Source organism: Ruegeria sp. K3 (genome assembly GCF_056531845.1).
This window is the reverse complement of the sequence record NZ_JBQFMM010000015.1, coordinates 26,950-44,142: the sequence shown is the minus strand read 5'-3', so window position 1 is coordinate 44,142 and position 17,193 is coordinate 26,950. Positions and strand designations below refer to the sequence as shown.

The following is a 17,193-nucleotide window of genomic DNA, read 5'->3' as shown; positions in this document are numbered from 1 at the left end:
AAGACCTTCATAGCAGCCCCATCCAACAGCTGGGCTGCGTCGTCAATCGTGATTGCCGCCGCACGCGCGGATTGTTGACAGGGCCACTACTTGTCGATTGTTTATTTGTTGCAGTCGGCCAGATAACGGCAGTAGGCGCTCGACAAGTGTACGATCAACTGAGCTTGCTCCTGGGAAGGCACTTTTGTTGGGCTGACATGCCGACCAAAATTGGATGAAAAGCCCCACATCTGTTTCAGAGCCCCATCCAATGGAGCTGGCAATCCAATTTTTGAAGCGAGTTTTCCAAGGTCCTCATTGGTACCGGAAACGTAACGAGCGGTTGCCTCAAGGGCGCCCAAGGCATGGTGAATTGCGCCGGTCAAATCCGCCTCAGGACGTCGCGAGAGATCACTCAAAGCTTCCCGGATTTCCTTAGCTGCCACATCGAAACCGGTCTGTGCTAATGCGGTTTGGGAAGACTGGACGGCTTCTTCAAAGTCAGCATCACCACGCATTACAATGCCATCGCCTGCAACCAGTTGCCAGCCAGCCCCAGTGTCAACGAATACTGAGTTGATACGATCAGCAAACTCTACCGTTACTTGGTAGCCGTATGTCCCTTCAATGAACGATACAAGACCTTCAATCGCGTCATATACGCGATACCATTCCACGTCTTGAATGATGCGTTCGACCTCATCCCGGATATTTGGGATCTCGCTCCAGTTTCCTTTGTCCGGTGCCAGATAAAGGGTGCGGCAAATAGAGGTGCGTATTTGCTCATAAGAGAGATGGTCGTAAGCGGCTTGAATGACTGCGTGGCGTAACCCCTCTGGAGCGTCATGACGAAATCGGATGGCCGGGGGTGATGCGAACCCGTGTCGTTTAGAAAACATTGCCCAGAAACCTACTCTTATACTTGCTCTGCCTCGGTAAACCTAAACTGTCATTAACCGCCAATGCACGTGGAATGAAAGTTTTTGGTAGTGCTTACAGTTTACAAAACTAACTTTGGCCGTGTGACGCAAAACCGGTAAGCGTCTTGAAGGCACATCGTGGCCGCCTCGGTTTGCCAATCGAGCGGGACCTCCACTTTGAGGCCGACGCGCCGCTCAGCACCTATGCCGAGCGTGCCCGCGAAGCCGGAGGGATCATTGCATGAGCACGAACATTCGTCCCGAACATGTCAGCGCCTTTGAGGCGCTGACATGTTCGGGAGAGCACGACAATTTCACGCTGTTCTCTTGCTTCCTCGATGGCGAACCAGCCGTGGCAATCGTCGTCGTGACGCCTCCTGAAAGCAACGAGGGCGAGTATCAAATCACACCGCTCTTTGTCGGTATTACAGAGAACATGGTCCTGACTGATCATGAAGGTGTTGCCGCTTGACGATCACACGCCAGTTGGTATCCAAAAGAAGAGGCCGCCCATTTCCGGGCGGCCTTTTTCTGTTTCATTCATGATCTCACGCGCACAACGCTGGACGAAAGTTGGGCGGCGTTCTGGCGAATAGGAAGGGCTCGCTGTTCCCCGGCTGGTGATTGTTTGCAGTGCGTTGAATGGTCGAATCTCGGGGCACTTCGTTTGTCGGGATGTGCCAGCAATGGGGTGCAAAAATTCATGACATGCAATACAGCATATTGCGCAAAATGATGTATTGAAGTATAAGGGAAGGAGAGAAGGAGGACGTTGGCAGGATATGGCCAATGTTTGCACATTTTGTCCGAGGGGTCTGACCCGTGCCGAGGCCAGCGAAAAACCTGAAGCTTGAGCAGCGCCTTGAAGTGGCACGGCGCTTTGCGGCGGGCGAAAGCGCGAAGGACCTGGCGGCGGCGTTTGGCATCTCTCCGCGCCACGTGAACCGGCTCGCGAAAGAGGAGGCGGGGGAGGGGATTGCGGTGCGCGATCCGAGCGAGACAGTGGCCTTCCGGGCCAGTCAGTCTGAGCTTGCAGCGTTCGATGCCGAGTGGCGCGAACGGGGTTTTGCCAACCGGTCGCAGGCACTCAATGCGGTGCTGCGCGGTCGCTGCGGTTTCCTCGATGTGCCGCGTGATCTGGCCGCGGAGTTCTGTGCCGCTTGGCGTCAGGCGAAGGATGTGAGCGACGCCGGACTGGCGCTCGCCAAGGCGGTCCATCGCGGTCGACTGGAGGTCTCGGAGGCGGATCGCGCAGTGCTGATCGAACTGCTCGATCTTGCGCAGTCGATGAGCCGTGAGATGGGCCGGATGAAGGATGCGGCGCAGGCGCTGCGTCATCAGGAGTGGCCGCAAAAGGAAGAAGGGCAGGGGGCAAAGAGCGCGGTTCTGGAGGATGACCCGCGCACGATCGAGCGCGGATTGAGGTTGGTGCGCAATGGCTGATCCCCTCGCCCTCTATGCTTCGGTCATGGGGCGGCTCTGGGAGGATGAGCGCATCCGGGGCCAGGCCGCGGCGCGGATCGACGCGCGGCTGGCGGGGCGTCGGCAGGGTCGCAGTTTCGCGCGCGTCGGCTCGATGTCGGCGCGCAACGCGCTAAAGGCGGCCTCGGGTCAGAGCCGGGCGGCGGTGTTCAAACGGATCCGGGCTGGGGGTTGCAAGACGAGGGGAAGTCTCGGGGCGCAGCTCTCCTACATCAACGACAAGGCGGTCTACACCTACTCGACGATGACCAACGCGCTGACCGATGCGGCGGTGCTCTCTGAGGAGCAGAAAGAGGACATCATCGAGGATTGGGCCGGGACCTGGCGCGGCTCGACCAAGCTCGGGTTCACCTCCCACATGTTGCTGTCCTTTCCGGCCGACGTGACGGTCGAGCAGGTGCGCGACATCGCCATGGACTGGACGGAGCATTTCTTCGAGAGCGGGGAATATGGCGATCAGTGGGACTATGTGCTCGCGGTCCATGACGACCGGGCGCACAAGCATGCCCATATCATCCTGAACAATCGCGGCGTCGAAAACGGCACCTGGTTTTCCTGCTGGGCCGAGGGCGTGATGTCGCCGCAGCTCATGCGCGAGAAGCAGGCCGAGATCGCGGAGCGCTATGGCGTCATGCTCGACGCCACGACCCGGCTCGAGCGCGGCATCTTCGAGAAACCCGCCGGGATCGAGGAGATCTACCGCGCCAAGGAAGAGGCCCGCCTGCCGCGCGAGATCGTCATGACGGCCCAGGAATCCGCCATCGCGCAGGCGCAGGTGGTGGGCTTCGCCAAGGACTACAAGAACCTCGCCGACCTGCTGGACCGGATGGACCAGCGCCATATGGCGCGCGCCGTACGCGGCATGGCGGACGGGTTTGGTTCCGGCACGCCGTGGAACTTCACCGAAGGAGAGATAGACATGAAGGACATCAAGACCGTCGGTGACGCAATCGACTATTCCGAGCGCACGATCGAGGCGCTGCGGCTCAAGGCCGAGGAACTGGATCCGGCCGAGCGCGCCGCTTTTGAAGCCAAGGCTGCGCCGATCATCGCGGATCTCTCGCAGATGGTGCCGGACCCGGAATTGCGCGCGCGATTTGGTAAGCGGCTCGAGGAACCCTATCCGCCGGGGTCGGGTAGTGAGGTTCTGATCGCCGCGTTGCAGTCCGGCAATGACGATGGGCTGCGCGATGTGCTCGAGCGCGCCGAGGAGGCAGGCATGGACAGCGAGGAACTGGTGGCCCGGATCGCGGCGGGCGGCACGCGGAACTACGGCATGGCACAGGACTGGGTCGAGCGGGACATGAACGCGGTGCTGGCGAAGGACGGTCTCAGCGTCGAGACCGCGAGTGACGACCAGCTCGATGCTGCGCTGGAAAAAGTCGACGGCGTGATGGACGCCCTGACGGAACGTGCCAAGGAGATGGGCGTCGAGATCGGTCGGACCCTCGCCGATGAGGAGGAGGCGACGCTGCCCCTCATCGACGAGGATGACCGGACGCCCAATCCCTACCTGCAGGACCTGGCCGACATGTTGCGCGACGGCAAACTCACCGAAGAACAGGAAGAGACGGTCGAGCGGACCCTGCAATCCGAGCTCTTCAAGGAACTGGGCGAAGAAGGCTTGGCCGAACTTCGCCGCGGCAACTACGAGGTGCTGGACGCAGTCCTGCCGAGCAAGCTCGACCAGATCACGGTCACGCAGGAGTTCCTCGAGATGACGTTTGAGGAGACCGGCGACCAGGTCTTCACCGACCGCGCTGCCGGATTGCAGCAGGACAAGGCGACCGAGGTCGCGCGGCTGCGCGGCCAGCAGGAGGAGCTGGGTCGCGATCTTGGCTGGGCCAAAGAACTGGATCGTGGTCTCGATGACGAGATGGAATTCTGAGGGAGATGACCACCATGACCAAGACACTTCCCCTCTGGGCTGCGCTTCTTTTCGGTGTGATCTGCGGCGCCGTCATCGGCACCATCGTCGCTGCCTTTTACCTGACTCTGGCCCTGAAAACCGGCTTCGCCAGTTTCGACATGCTGACCCTTTGGAAGGCGAGCGCCGCAACACGCGCGGCACATCCTGAGGCCTTCAAGGTAGGGTTTGGCGCCGTCGGCTTCGGAGCCATCGGCCTCGGCGCTCTGGCGCTGGCCTGGACCTGGAAGAAGGAGCGCGACGACTACGGCTCGGCTCACTGGCAGACCAAGGCGGAGCTGAAGAAGAACGACATGCTTCAGGCCCCGGGCAAGGGTTTCGTCTGCGGCAAGCTTGGTGCCCCGGCCTCGAAGGCCGAGTTCATCTCCTCGACCACGATCCCGCATGTGATTATGGTGGCACCCACCCGGGCCGGCAAGGGCGTCGGCTTCGTGATCCCGAACCTGCTGAGTTTCGCGGGTTCGGTCGTGGTGCTCGACGTGAAGGGTGAGAACTTCGAGAAGACTGCCCGTCTCCGGGCGCTGAACGGCGACGAGGTCTATCGCTTCAGCCCCTTCGACTGGGCCAACGCCACGCATCGCTACAACCCGCTCGCCCGGATCGCCAAAGCCCCGACATTCGCGCAGCGTTTCACAGAGGTCTCGATCCTGGCCGACCTCTTCCTCGACAAGGACAACAAGACGCTCGACACCTTCTCCGAGGCTGGCAAGTCGATCTTTGTCGCGGCCTGCCTGCTGGCGATCCAGCGCGGCACGCCGAACCTTGGTGAGGTGAACAAGATCGTCGCCGGGGGCGAGTACAAGAACGCCCAGTACAAGACCTATGCCGACGAGGCCGAAGAAGACATCCTGCGCGAACTCTGGACCAATGCGGCCTCCGCTTCCTCGCGGCTGCTGACCTCGAACATCCAGGCGCTGATGACCGCCGGTCTCAAGCAATGGGACAACCCGGCGGTCCGCTCCGCCACCGAGGCGAGTGATTTCGAATTCTCGACTTTTCGGAAGCAACCGCAGTCGCTTTATATCGCGGTGTCCGAGGATCACATCGCCACCCTCGCCCCGCTCCTGCGCCTGATGTTCGCCGACCTCATTGCCTCGATCCGCCTGAACGAACCAGGCCCGGACGAGCCCTGGCCCGTCATGATGATGATCGACGAATTCCAGCAGATGGGGGCCATGCCCTACCTCGAACGCGCGATCCATTCGCTGGCAAGCTATGGCGGTCGCGTCGCGATGATTGCGCAGTCACTGGCCTCGCTTGATCGGATTTACGGACCCGAGGGCCGTGAAAGCCTCGAGAACGGAGCAGGGCTCAAGCTCTACATCACGCCTCGCGATCAGCGGACGGTAAAAGAGGTTTCCGCAGCCGTTGGCAGCACGACCCGCGAGGCGGTGACCCGGATGTATGGCCGAAACAAGGGGTTCCTCGGCGCGACCTCGACGTCAGCGCGTCTGGAAGAGCGGCCGCTGCTTTCCGAGACTGAAGCGCGCCTCATGGATCCCGACGAGGTCATCATCCTCGCCTCGCCCCAGCATCCGATCAAGGCGAGCCGGATCAAGTATTACGACGATCCCTTCTTCAAGGACATGCTCGCCCGTCAGGAGGGCAAGCGCTTCCCCTATCCGCCGAGTGTGAAGGGCGTGGGGCCCTGGGGCGGTGACGGTGAGGTCGGCGCAGACGAGCAGGCGAAACCAGCCGAACGCGCGCCTGTCCGGGATCGATCACAGCGCCGCGAAGCGCGCGCGATGAGCGTGATGGCGATGGAGGCCGGGCGCGGGCAACCAGAGCTGGAGACGCTCGAGCGGGAGGCGGCGGTGCCGAAGGAATGGGAAGCGGTGTTGGATGCGCGGGGGGATTTCATTGAGGAGTTGCTGGGTGGATGAGGAAGGCCATAACTGGATGGCCCGTCATAGCCGTTCGCCGTATCGCAAGATCAGCACTGATACTGTAGTTCGGAAGAGCGGACTGCAATGTCAGAGCCTTTGCGGCAAGCATTGGCTCTATGTAAATCGGTTCGAAATGCTTCTGTTCTTAAGAAAAAAAGTCGACCATCCAGTCGAACAGTGCCCGCACTGACATCTTCAAAGTGGTTGTCGCAGAGTCTGCAAGTTCGTCTTCCAGCCGCTTTTTAACGCTGTTCACGATTCCCTCGGCAACCTCCGGAACAATGTTGTCCTCGGCTTTGACGATGATGGTTGCGATCCGTTGCAACTCGCCATCTTCTTTGCGGAAGATGATCAGCTTGTTAATGCCATCCTCTTCTTCCACCCGCTCGATCAACCAGCCCTTTTGCTGGGCAAGATTTCTGAGTCCTTTGATGAATTCTTGCATCCCTCATCCTCATCTTTGCATTAGTGTAATTATATCACTTCTGATATCTTGTCAATCATGATATGATCGGATATCAGCAGGACACTGAAAACCAAGGAATACAAATGCAGCTCAAATTCAGATGCGCGATCGTACGCCGGGGAGAGCACGATTTCCTGGATGTTCCGGCATTTCCTGAAATCATCCTTAGGGTCGATGTCGACGAAATGAAGAAGCATGAAGTCTACGCATTGGCAGAGCGCGCAATTCGCCACGCCCTACAAGCACGACTGAATTATAACGACGTGATTCCGACCATTCAGGGTGAAGCGAGAGAAAACTCGTTCGTGGTCCAGATGTCGCCTTTGGTTATCACAAAGGTCTTGCTGCACTTGGAATGCCGTAAACGCGGCTGGTCCAAGGCGCAACTTGCACGGCAGTTGGAAATCACTCCGACCACGGCGGCGCGGCTCCTCGACCTGTTTCATGAATCAAGATCGGAGGTCGTTAGCTATGCTTTTCTTGCGATGGGGAAGTCGATCGACTCGAATATAGATCTAGTTCAAGCAGATTTATAACCTGAGATGGGGGCACTAAAGTTTTTGATTGCCACGCCGCATAGGTAACCGACAGCAAATGGTGTGCGTCGGTGGCGATCCTCGCCGCCGCCAACTCTCTGGATTTGAACTTCTTGAGGGCGTCTTGATCCTTAGGCGGATTCAGACGTCTTCCGTCCGGTGTTACCCGTAGCATCCGGCGTACCGAACGCGTTATCCCCTCATGGATTCTATGAAAAACCTGATCTTCATCACCCGCCGACACACCACCAGCTTTATTTTGTTCCACGTGGCGAAGATAGCAAAGCAGGATAAACGCGTTATTGATTGCTCGAGCCGCCCAGCTTTCGGCGTTTGTCTCCGACTTTGGAGGGTCACTAACGTGGCCGATCAAATCTGACGGAAGACGCGTGCGGTGAAAGACATTTTCCACATAGGCTAGATTTTCAATCAATGAGTGCATGCTAAGCAAGGCTCGAGGAGTGCAGCGGTATCTGAAGTCGTAGTCGTCCTCGACTGGCACGATCTCAGCTGTAATGAGGTCGCTTTTCAACAAGAACAACAGAAGTGTTCTGAACTCGGGAGGTTCGTACCCAAACCGCGTTCTGAGCTCAGCACGGAGTTCGTCTCCCGTAAGGGGCATGTTTTCCAGGCACTGTAGAACACGAATTTTCTCAATCAGCGGATGCCCGTCAAGGTTCTCCGCCGGTCCTCTGAAATGATAGGTAAACAGATTGTCAACATATCCGTGGCATTGCTCGTTCTTTTGAATCACCGGTACCCCGGTGGCGCTCGGAAACTCCTTCGACCTACTCCCCACTGAACGAAGGACGTTTTCAAACCTCAGGCCATCGTACAGAAACATCTCTACAATCTGGTAAGATTTGTGCTCCAGATAGTCGTCGCCTACCTCAACTGCGCGGTTGGCCAAAACCGCTGTGGAGCCAAAAAGAGTGTCGCCGTCAATCAGGTTCATCCCAAGCATGTCGTTCAGACTGCGATGTACTATCCGCGCCACAAACGCAAAGAGTTCTCTGAGGTTTCCGTCGAACACGCCATAGACAAGTTCGGTTGCCACTTCAGCACCATCCCTCTTTGAAATCGCGAGAAGGGTGCGCTGAACTACAGTGACCACCGCTTCAACGAAAGCCTTTTGTCCTTCCAATTCCTGATCAACCACATCTGGAATGAATCTACATGAGCGCGCCGCAACCGCTACAATGGCAGAAAAACCGTCAATACTCCCGACTTGATGAACCCGTGCGATGCCCATACGTTTTCGCTTTTCTCTAAGCTTTGATTTGAGCAATGCGAGAGTGTTTTTTCTGACAATAATTAGACTGTCAGCCTTAACGGCGATGCCTTCTTCACGGAAAATTGATGGCTTGCACAGATTGGATCGATTGAAGACGATCCTTTCAACAGCTTCCCATTCTGGCGTTTCCTGAAATGCATCTTCCACATTCAGCGAATCCAAGCCGTCGAACACGGTTACCAGATTTTTCTCACCCCAGAGTACGTAGATCATCAAAATCCGGTCGTTGACGCTTAGCCGACGCACCCATTTCATGAGTTCACTATTGCTCTGATTGGCACGTGCGACCGCCTCGGACAGGATCATGACGCAGCGGGCCTTCTCGAAGTCATGGGGCTCATGACCCAGCTTCAATACCCGCGCCTTAAGGTGCATCTCAGTTGCAAGGCCAGAAACCTCCCTCTCCAGGATTTCCGAGTCCGAAAACTGCGGGCGCATCACAAGCTGATTGCCATTTCGGAACTCGAAAAAGTGGGAAATCAACAAATCACGGCATTGAATGAAAGATAGGTAGTTTCTCAAGGACTGTGAGATATCCTCGCCAATTTCGTGCCACTCAGCCCAGAACTTTAGAAATTCGAACCGCGACATGACGATGCCAAGATAGTCCAAATGGCTGGAATAGTGTGACATCGCATATTTGATCAGGGTTGATTTGCCGCTTCCTGGAGAGCCTGTCAGCGCTTGACTGTGCCGCTCTCCCCCTCCTGCGGCAATCACTTCCAAGAAGTGGTTTTGAAACCAGTCCTCAAACGCTTCAGGTGAAGAATTAATCACATCCCCTTCGTTCCAGGTGGCCACATCCACTCTTTGTTTTGCGAAGGGTTTGTCGGAAGACAAGCGATCTCCCGAAAACAACAGGAGATCTTTCCAGTCATCGTTTGACGTATCACCAAAACGAAGTTTCTGCGCGGCGTCTTGGATGCCGTCTCGGAGCTTCTCCACCGGACCCGCAGAGGCGTTTTTCTTCCTTTTTTGATGACTGGAGTAGTCCAGGGTCGCATCATGGGCGGGCATGGACTGCGATCTTGCCTCCATTTTCGGGTAGGTAAACTCTGGGACCTTCGCGCAAGTAAGTTTGAGCACAGGAATGACGTCAAAGATCTCCAAGATTTTGGAACGCGCATCACTTCGATCGTTTGACATCAATTCACCCTAATTTACCTCTCAGAAAAGATCACAAGTGATAATGCATATCAATGCACGACATCCGGTTGCCGCCCAAAATTTAAACTATTTTAAGGAGTTTCCGGTCTCTGTTTAGGTAGAGAGACTATGTACCTTTGATTCCCACGATGCTCTTGGGTCAACTTTAAAGAATGGGTAAGCGTCGATAAGTTCGCTCACCGCCTATCACGCCTGAAGGCATGACTGACCCGGCGCGAGGAATTCCGTGATCCCCCGCTTCCCCTCTGCGCGACCAAGTTGGACGATTATATCGATAGACTTCCGGATGTACTCCCGCACCTCAGCAAAGGTCAGCGGTGTACCGGCCTGCAGCACCATGATCGCCAGCCGGTCGATGGCCAGTTCGGCAGTCTCAGCGTGGATTGTCGAGACCGATCCGCCATGCCCGGTGTTGATCGCCTCGAGATAGGTCAGGGCCTCGGCGCCGCGCAACTCGCCGACGATGATCCGGTCGGGACGCATCCGCAAGGAGGCCTGCAGAAGCGCATTGGTGCTCCGTTGCGAACCGGCACCGCGGTCAGCAAGGAGAGCGACAGTGTTGGGTTGGCCGGGGAATAGCTCAAAGGCGTCCTCGATGGTGATCAGCCGCTCGCGCTCGCTCACATGGGTCAGAAGGTGGCGGGCGAAGGTGGTCTTGCCGGTCGAGGTGCCGCCACTGATCAAGACGTTGAGCCGCGCTTCGACCAAGGTTTGCAGCGCGGCCTCAAGGTTTTCCTCGGCGAGACTGGCGATGTTCTTCATCTTCTCGACCCGGAGCGCATTGAGCGAGACGGCCTTGCCAAAGAGATAGGTGGGGGCGTATTCCCGGACGCTGCCCGAGGCGAAGAGGCGGATGGTGATCGAGGCGCCGCGATCTATGGCGGGTGGTACGGCGACCTGAACGCGCAGCGGGCGGCCTGCATATTCCACCTTGCCGGACACGAGCGGGTTCTTTTCAGAGACGCGGGCCTTGGCGTCGCCGACGATGGTCTGGGCCATGTTGAGGGCTGTGGTCCGGTCCACAGTCTGGCCTTCGTGGCGCATGGTTGCGTCGCCCGCGACCTCCAGCCAGACCTTACCATCCGGGTTGATCGCGATCTCGACTACGTCATTGCGCCGCAAGAGGTCGCGGAAGGGGTCGAGGTAGCGCTCGAGGTATGACGTGGGGCGTTCTGAGCGGCTCAATAGATCACCACATCCCGATCCACCAGCACGGTGACCGAGGCCCCCTGATCGACATAGATTGTCGGCGCGATCGAGACCTGATCGGCAATAACAGACCCGACCGCGTCCTGTAAATCCGATCCGACGTTGCCGAGAACAATGTTGGTGTTCTCGTCGCCAGTGCTTTCGGCCGCCACCGCAGGCGCGGCCCCGATCACAGAAATCAGTGCCGCTCCGCCGAAGCGCTCGGCGAACTTGGTGTCGACAAGGCCGGTCAGGCCCGAGCGGCCGAGCTGGTCCCCGCCCACTGCGGCGATCTCCATAGAGGTGCCGTCCGGGGTCAGCACGCGGGTCCACAGGATCAGGATGCGCTTCTGGTGCATCTCAATCCCGGAGCGGTATTGGCCAAAAAGGCGGGAGCCTCGGGGGATCAGGATCTGATCCCCGGAAAACGCCGGAACCGGCTCGGAGACGACCGCGACCACGGAGCCCGGCAGATCACTATTGATGGCCGTCTGGAGCGCGGCCTGAATGACGGACCCTTGAGTCAGCGTGCGTTCGGGATGGGTGAGACGGGCGGCTTCCTGCACCTCGAGCGGTCGGGCGTTTTGCAGGAACTGCTCATTGCCCGAGAGGGTCGGCCCTTGGGTGCCGGGGGCCGCCGGATCGGCCACCGCCGCGCCACTTTGGCCGCCACGCGGACCGTCAGCATAGACCACCGCTGGCGACTTGATCTGGGCAGTCAAGAGTTCCTCGGCGACCCGCTCGGCTTCGCGCTGGCGCTGCTCCTCTTCCTGACGCCGGCGCTCTTCGAGCAGGCGCTGATCGGCGATCAGCCCTTCGCGGTCAAGCTCAGCCTCGAGCCCCTCGCGCTGCGCCCGCTCGGCGTCGAGCATGGCCTGCAGACCTTCGATGCGGGTCTCGGTCTGGCGCTGCAGGTTGGCCAGCTCGGTTTCCTTTGCGGAGAGCGTTGCTTCGAGTGCTGCCTTCTTCTCGTCGAAGGCTTCGCGCAGGTCCGCGACGGCGGACTGGATTTCCGAATTCCGGGCGGCCTGGCTGGCGGCAAGGGCCTCGCGGAGCTTGGCGATCTCAGCCAAAACCTCGGCGCTTGGCTCCGGGGCCGGGGCAGCGGGCACGTCGAGCGCTTCCTCAACGGCGATCAGCGCGTCATTAACCCTTTGCTCGGTTTCGTCCGGGGGGAATTCCAGCCGCCCCCCGGTGCCGACGCGACGGTCCTGGAAGGTCTCGACATCGGAGGTCTCAAGCGCGCTATCGCCCTCCTGTAGGCCGGTTGCCAGGAAAAACGCGACCCCGGCGCCGCCAAGGGCGAGGGCGGCGGCGAGGGCACCGACCCCGAGGCTGTTGCCGCGGCGTTTGGATTTGCCGCGCTGGCTGAACTGGTCGAGGCGGTTCTGCAGATCGGGAGGGGTTTGATCGGCCATGGTCAGTTGCTCACATAGATCGCGCTCTCGTCGCGCCAGGCGCAGATCGCCTCGTCGCCGATGCGTAGCGTCCAGTAGGTGTTCACCCCGAGCACCCGGACGGTATTGCCTTGCTGGGTCCAGTTGACCGTGCGCTCGCGGCCCTGGTCATCGGCCTTGAAAAGGGCGGGCTGGCGGCCGTTCACCGGGAAAACGAAATAGGTATAGCGCCCGTCGTCATAGATACGGCTGGGGCGGAAATCGCCTTCGCCCGAGACGCGGTAGTTGTAGTTCCTTGGCGCCTCGAAGCCTTTGGGCTGGGTGGCACCTGCCGCGCGGCGCTCCTCGTCGGGGTAGCGGAAGCGCACCTCGAAGAACATGCCGGTGCGGTTCGGGATCAAGCCCTCGCGCAGGTGGAAGGAGTAGGTGCGGCGGTTGGTGATCACCGTCATATTGGTCGAGGCATTGGCCACATGCGGTTTGATCGTGAGCACATTGCCAAGCTCGGGGATCGGATCGACCTGGAAGCTCTCGGTGTCGCCGACAATCACCGCCTCAAAGTGTTCCCCCGACCCGAAATGAATCGTCGTCGAATGTCTGAGATCGGTCTCGATCCGGTAGACCTGATTCTCGTTGTAAACGGCGGTGCGGATGCGGATGTCGAGCGGGCCGCCTTGCGGCGTGGCCTCGGCAAAGGCGGCAACAGGAAGGGCAAGCGCTAGAAGAAGCATAGTGGGGAGCGCGGGCAGGGATTTCATCTTGGTCAGTTCTCCAGGGTCTCGGCGTCGACGCGGTAGGAGGTCACCACGAAGCCCAAGGGGTTGGCCCAGACGTCCTGAAGGCGCTGGCGGGTTTCAGGTTGGAAGTCATAACCAACGGTAGCGACATAGGACCGGGTGACGGTGCGGGTGTCGCGGGGACGGCGCAGCGTGCGGGTGAAGCGGACCTGGGCCACTCCACGCTCGATCTGGTTCACCGACTTGATCACCACCTCGATCTTGGCGTCCCGGCCGTAGACCGTGATCGGGTAGTCTTCGTTGGTGGAGGACCAGAGATCACGCAGCGTGCGGGCGGCATCGCCATCGGAACGGTCGAGCACCGAGTTGATACGCTGCTCGCCATCGGTCAGGTCATAGGTTTCCCGGTCATCGACATAGGCCACGAGATTGGCCTGGATGATGGCGTCGCTTTCGGACAGCGTCAGGGCCTGAACGGTGGCCACGCGGTCCATCTCGCCGGTTTCCTTGTCGACCACGACCACGAAGGTCTCGGTCGTTTTGAGGGGAAAGAGGCTCGCGCCCGCGATCATGCCAGCGACGCCCACCAGCACGCCCGCCGCCGCGACAAACCAGGCGAAGCGCTCGCGCCGCCTTGGCCCGTAGATGAAATCCGCTTCAAACGCGTCGCGGTCAGGCGCGGGGGAACTAAGTACCTTCTTCTTCAAGTCAATCGTCTTTCACATCAGGGTTTGCGGAAGGCCTTGGCGGCGGAGAGGAGTGCGCCGGGGCTTTGCCGGATCATCTCGCCGGTCTTCACCACGCCCGCATTGGCCATCTGGTTCAGCTCGTGCGGAGACTTGCCGGTGACGAGACGCGAGGCGGCACCCGTGCCGTACTCCCGAGTGTTCACGAAGCCCTGACGTGCAAGGCCCGTGAGACCCACGGCATTCGAGGCAATGCCGACAACGCCGGTGAGGTTGGAGGCGATGTACGGGACCGAGGCCATGATCCCGGCGCTGAGGATCAGGATGACGAGAAAAGGCAGGATCAGGCTGACGGTCTCGACATCGCCGGGATCGGCGGAGGCATCCCCGATGGCCTCGGCGATGGCGACGATGATGCCCGCGGCGCCTGCGGCGGCGACGGGCATGAGCGCATAGCCGATGGTGGCGCGGGTCCAGGCCTCGAAGAGGGATTGGGTCGGCTTGAAGAGCGAGGTCACGATCATGAAGGGGGCGATGACGATCATCAGCGCGAAGACGATGCGGGCGAAGGCGATGATTCCGGCGGTGACCGCGGCGAAGACGGCGGAAAGGACGAAGAAGATCGCGCCTAGGACCGCGCCGAAGACCCAGCCCGCGCGATCACCAATCGTGTCGCCATAGGCGGTGATGCGGGCGACCATATTGTCGAGGCTTTCATAGACCCCGGCTTCGTCGCCCGAACCGGTGAGGGCCAAGATGGAGGCGCCGATAGAGTCGGGGACCCGCGTGACGATGTCATAAATGACGCTGAAATTGTCCCAGCTCTGCGCGAAGATCCCCACCAGTGCCACCTTCATCCCGAAAGCAAAGCCGGTGCCAAAGGGCAGGGGGCGGAGCTGCATGACCGCGTTGATCCCGAGCAGCACGACAAGGAGCGCGGCTCCGGCTGAGATCACGTCACCGACAGCACCTGCCGAGGAGACAAAGCCATCCTGCGCCACGGTGTTCACCGCGGCGTCGACCTGGCCAAGGATGTCGCGAATAACCCCCATCTACTCCTCACATGCCTCCGCGATTTGCGCCTCGAGCGCGTCGGCTTGCGCGTAGAGCTCGAGCACCTTGAAGGGCAGGCGTGGGTTGTCCGAGGTCTGGAACCGGGGCAGGGCGGTGAGTGCCTGATCCCAGGTGAACTGTTCGAGCAGGCAAGTGCAGGTTTCCGAGGCGAGCGCCTCCTCGGCAATCAGGATACGCAGGATCGCGCGGTAGCCATTGCGCAAGTATGCGGTCTCGGCGAGATCCACCGGGGGTTTGGGGACGCGGCACGCATCCTCGTCGTCTCGAGCGATCTCCATCGAGGTGAAGGGCCGATCCTGACCTGATGCCGCGTCAGGCAAGACAAGGAGGCCGAGCGGCGGGGCAAGCGAAAGGCTCAGAAGTCCGGCTTCCATCAGGGTGAAGCGGCTTGGGGTAAGCTTGGAGATCCTCATGGGTGCACCGCCATCGAGCGGAACTTGCGCTCATCCGCGAGGGTTGCGGCATCGACGACGCCCAGCTGGCCGGCGCTGACGCCTTGCGCCGCTTCCAGCCGCCAGATCTGGGTCAGGATGATGCCAAGCTCGGCGGTCACGCGGGTGTTGAGATCGACTGCGGCCTTCAAGCCGTCCTGATCGTCAATGAGTCCAACCATGGTCTCGAGCCGTTCGAGGCTTTGGCCTGCTTCCTCGTGGCTTTCCTGCGCGGCGACGGAGAGCATGGCGCTGGCCCCGGCCGAAGCAGCGATGCGGTTGTCGGCAGGCTGATCGGAGCCCGAGAGCGTGCTCAGGCGCTCCGAAGTAAACCCGCTGCCAGACAGCACCCGCTCGACCGAAGCCGAAAGCTCGGCGCCGGGATTGAACCCGCTCAGGAAATCGCCGCTGGCCAAAGACTGCGCGGTATTGAGCGGGGCCACAAGCTTGCCGCGCAGCGCACGGAATTCTTCGACCGTGGCGAAGAGTTCTCCGAGCCCGCTGCCTTCAATGAGCGAGGTCAGTTGCGCCTCGAGGTTCGTCAGTTGCGACAGCTGGGTTTCCAGTTCCAGCCGCATGGTGGCGAGCTGTTGCATCTGGACGTTCAGGTCCTCAGCCATGTGTTCGAGCTGTGCCACGAACTGCTGCAATGCCGAGCCGTCAAAGGTTGGGACGCCTTGGGCAGCAGCGGGTGAGGCAAACCCGAGTGTGGTGACCGCGGCCACGGTCAGGAGAAGGTGTCTCATTCGGGAACTCCCATTTGCATGAAGTCGCGCTCGGCCAGCCGGTCGGCGACGAGGTGCTGCGCATAGGCCGCCTCGCGCTGCTGGTAGGCGGCCATCAGCCGGACGCGGAGATTGAGGATGCGGCCGATCTCGGCCTTGGCATAGGTATTGAGTTCCCAGGCCGCCTTGGCATTGGGTTGCGCATCGATCTGAAGGATGATCGCGCGGAGGCGGTTGATCACTTGCTCGGTCGTTGCCGAACTGTCGGCGGCGTAATAGACACCCGCCTCGGAGATGCTGGCATATTCGGCGAGCGCAAAGTCCGAGGGCGAGAGCGTCCCGAGCGCGTCGGCACCGCCCACAACGGCGAGGTATTCGTTGTAGAACTTCGAGATGTTACGGACGTAGCCTTGGGTCTCGGCAAAGGGTGGCACGCCGCCGTATTCGATGACCCGGCCCGGCCCCGCGTTATAGGCCGCAAGTGCATGGGGGATGTTGCCGAAGCGGTTGAGCTGTGTGGTGATGTAACGCGCGCCGCCGCGGAGGTTGTCTTTCACGTCATAGCGGTCGACGCCGAGATCGGAGGCGGTGCCGGGCATGAGTTGGGTCAGACCATAGGCGCCGACCGGGCTTTGTGCGGCGACATTGAAGCGGCTCTCCTGTTTGATCAGGGCCTGAAAAAGGCAGCGCCACTGGGTGGCCGAGAGACCGGCGCGGGCCACACCGGGGGCACTCGCGAACTCGCCCGCAACCTCGACGATCATCATCTCGACCGTCTCGCGACCCTCGCCGAAAAGACGGCTGTTCATCGGGCTCGGATCGGTATTGGGATAGACCGCCGCCACCCTAAAATCTGCATTGCCCTCGAGCGCGCGGATATCGAAGCTGGGACCGGTGATGGCCGCAGTCATCTCCTCGAGGACGCGCAGCTGGTCGGCCTGCACATCGGCCAGCGTTGACTCGGCGCGGTCCTTGTCCTGCTGGACGCCCAGATCCTCGGCCAGCGCCGTTACGCGTGCGATGGCGCGGCCAATGGCGGAATTATCCTGCGTCGGCACGCCTTGAGACTGCGCGGGCAGGGCACCGAGGCCGAGGCAGAGCCCAGCGGATATGATCGCGGCGTGGCTCATTCAGGACGGGGCAGGGGTTCGAATGTGCAGTCGGGCTTGGCTGTTGCGTGAGCCGGTGCGCCCATGGTCGAGAAGGAGAGGGCGGACCGCGTCACCTGCGGCTCGCCATTGCGTCCGAAGCAGGGCGAGGTTTTCTCGGTATATTTCTCGCAAGCGGAAAGAAGGCTC

At 60.2% G+C, this 17,193-nt stretch carries 17 protein-coding genes; 6 read left to right on the top strand and 11 right to left on the bottom strand.

Translation table 11 applies throughout. The features are described 5' to 3' along the window. Positions 1-101: 101 nt before the first annotated feature. Complete coding sequence (locus ACR0MP_RS20520; RefSeq protein ID WP_271423203.1) at positions 102-878, bottom strand: AbiJ-NTD4 domain-containing protein; 777 nt, start codon at positions 876-878, stop codon at positions 102-104. Positions 879-1,024: 146 nt separating this feature from the next. Here ACR0MP_RS20520 and ACR0MP_RS20515 point away from each other — a divergent pair, with 146 nt between their 5' ends. The 5 genes from ACR0MP_RS20515 (at position 1,025) to ACR0MP_RS20495 (ending at position 6,191) form a co-directional block, all read left to right on the top strand. Then, complete coding sequence (locus ACR0MP_RS20515; RefSeq protein ID WP_480887913.1) at positions 1,025-1,144, top strand: DUF2958 domain-containing protein; 120 nt, start codon at positions 1,025-1,027, stop codon at positions 1,142-1,144. Further along, positions 1,141-1,371, top strand: coding sequence for a hypothetical protein (locus ACR0MP_RS20510; protein ID WP_480887911.1), 231 nt, complete (start codon positions 1,141-1,143; stop codon positions 1,369-1,371). Before ACR0MP_RS20515 ends, ACR0MP_RS20510 begins: the two co-directional genes overlap by 4 nt. 350 nt (positions 1,372-1,721) lie before the next feature. Beyond that, the gene (locus ACR0MP_RS20505; protein ID WP_480887909.1) at positions 1,722-2,342 is read left to right on the top strand and encodes a helix-turn-helix domain-containing protein; all 621 of its coding nucleotides are present in this window, start codon (positions 1,722-1,724) and stop codon (positions 2,340-2,342) included. Further along, entirely contained in the window at positions 2,335-4,269 is a 1,935-nt protein-coding gene (locus ACR0MP_RS20500; protein WP_480887907.1) for a relaxase/mobilization nuclease domain-containing protein, read from the top strand. The genes ACR0MP_RS20505 and ACR0MP_RS20500 overlap by 8 nt, the downstream gene beginning before the upstream one ends. A gap of 14 nt (positions 4,270-4,283) precedes the next feature. Further along, on the top strand, positions 4,284-6,191 hold the full coding sequence (locus ACR0MP_RS20495; protein WP_480887905.1) for a type IV secretory system conjugative DNA transfer family protein: 1,908 nt from the start codon (positions 4,284-4,286) through the stop codon (positions 6,189-6,191). A gap of 148 nt (positions 6,192-6,339) precedes the next feature. On the opposite strand, the gene ACR0MP_RS20490 is transcribed toward ACR0MP_RS20495, so the two are convergent. Continuing rightward, positions 6,340-6,639, bottom strand: a complete 300-nt coding sequence (locus ACR0MP_RS20490) for a hypothetical protein (protein WP_480887903.1) — start codon at positions 6,637-6,639, stop codon at positions 6,340-6,342. A gap of 104 nt (positions 6,640-6,743) precedes the next feature. Here ACR0MP_RS20490 and ACR0MP_RS20485 point away from each other — a divergent pair, with 104 nt between their 5' ends. Next, positions 6,744-7,196: a hypothetical protein gene (locus ACR0MP_RS20485; RefSeq protein ID WP_480893874.1), complete on the top strand. Its 453-nt coding sequence runs from the start codon at positions 6,744-6,746 to the stop codon at positions 7,194-7,196. On the opposite strand, the gene ACR0MP_RS20480 is transcribed toward ACR0MP_RS20485, so the two are convergent. The 9 genes from ACR0MP_RS20480 to ACR0MP_RS20440 all read right to left on the bottom strand — a co-directional run bounded on the left by ACR0MP_RS20480 (position 7,126) and on the right by ACR0MP_RS20440 (position 17,025). After that, entirely contained in the window at positions 7,126-9,636 is a 2,511-nt protein-coding gene (locus ACR0MP_RS20480) for a hypothetical protein (protein ID WP_480887900.1), read from the bottom strand. The genes ACR0MP_RS20485 and ACR0MP_RS20480 overlap by 71 nt on opposite strands. Before the next feature lie 207 nt (positions 9,637-9,843). Then, positions 9,844-10,842: an ATPase, T2SS/T4P/T4SS family gene (locus ACR0MP_RS20475; RefSeq protein WP_480887898.1), complete on the bottom strand. Its 999-nt coding sequence runs from the start codon at positions 10,840-10,842 to the stop codon at positions 9,844-9,846. Next, entirely contained in the window at positions 10,839-12,263 is a 1,425-nt protein-coding gene (locus ACR0MP_RS20470; RefSeq protein WP_480887896.1) for a TrbI/VirB10 family protein, read from the bottom strand. The genes ACR0MP_RS20475 and ACR0MP_RS20470 overlap by 4 nt, the downstream gene beginning before the upstream one ends. Before the next feature lie 2 nt (positions 12,264-12,265). Beyond that, positions 12,266-13,000 (bottom strand): TrbG/VirB9 family P-type conjugative transfer protein, encoded by a 735-nt coding sequence (locus ACR0MP_RS20465; protein WP_480887894.1) that lies wholly within the window; start codon positions 12,998-13,000, stop codon positions 12,266-12,268. 5 nt (positions 13,001-13,005) lie between these two features. Next, positions 13,006-13,686 carry a VirB8 family type IV secretion system protein gene (locus ACR0MP_RS20460; protein ID WP_480887892.1) on the bottom strand — a complete coding sequence of 227 codons (681 nt, stop codon included), beginning with the start codon at positions 13,684-13,686 and terminating at the stop codon, positions 13,006-13,008. A 17-nt stretch (positions 13,687-13,703) separates the two neighbouring features. Further along, complete coding sequence (locus tag ACR0MP_RS20455; protein ID WP_480887890.1) at positions 13,704-14,717, bottom strand: TrbL/VirB6 family protein; 1,014 nt, start codon at positions 14,715-14,717, stop codon at positions 13,704-13,706. Beyond that, complete coding sequence (locus ACR0MP_RS20450) at positions 14,718-15,152, bottom strand: hypothetical protein (RefSeq protein WP_480887888.1); 435 nt, start codon at positions 15,150-15,152, stop codon at positions 14,718-14,720. After that, entirely contained in the window at positions 15,149-15,916 is a 768-nt protein-coding gene (locus ACR0MP_RS20445) for a type IV secretion system protein (protein ID WP_480887886.1), read from the bottom strand. The genes ACR0MP_RS20450 and ACR0MP_RS20445 overlap by 4 nt, the downstream gene beginning before the upstream one ends. Continuing rightward, complete coding sequence (locus ACR0MP_RS20440) at positions 15,913-17,025, bottom strand: lytic transglycosylase domain-containing protein (protein ID WP_480887884.1); 1,113 nt, start codon at positions 17,023-17,025, stop codon at positions 15,913-15,915. Before ACR0MP_RS20440 ends, ACR0MP_RS20445 begins: the two co-directional genes overlap by 4 nt. Positions 17,026-17,193: the final 168 nt, after the last annotated feature.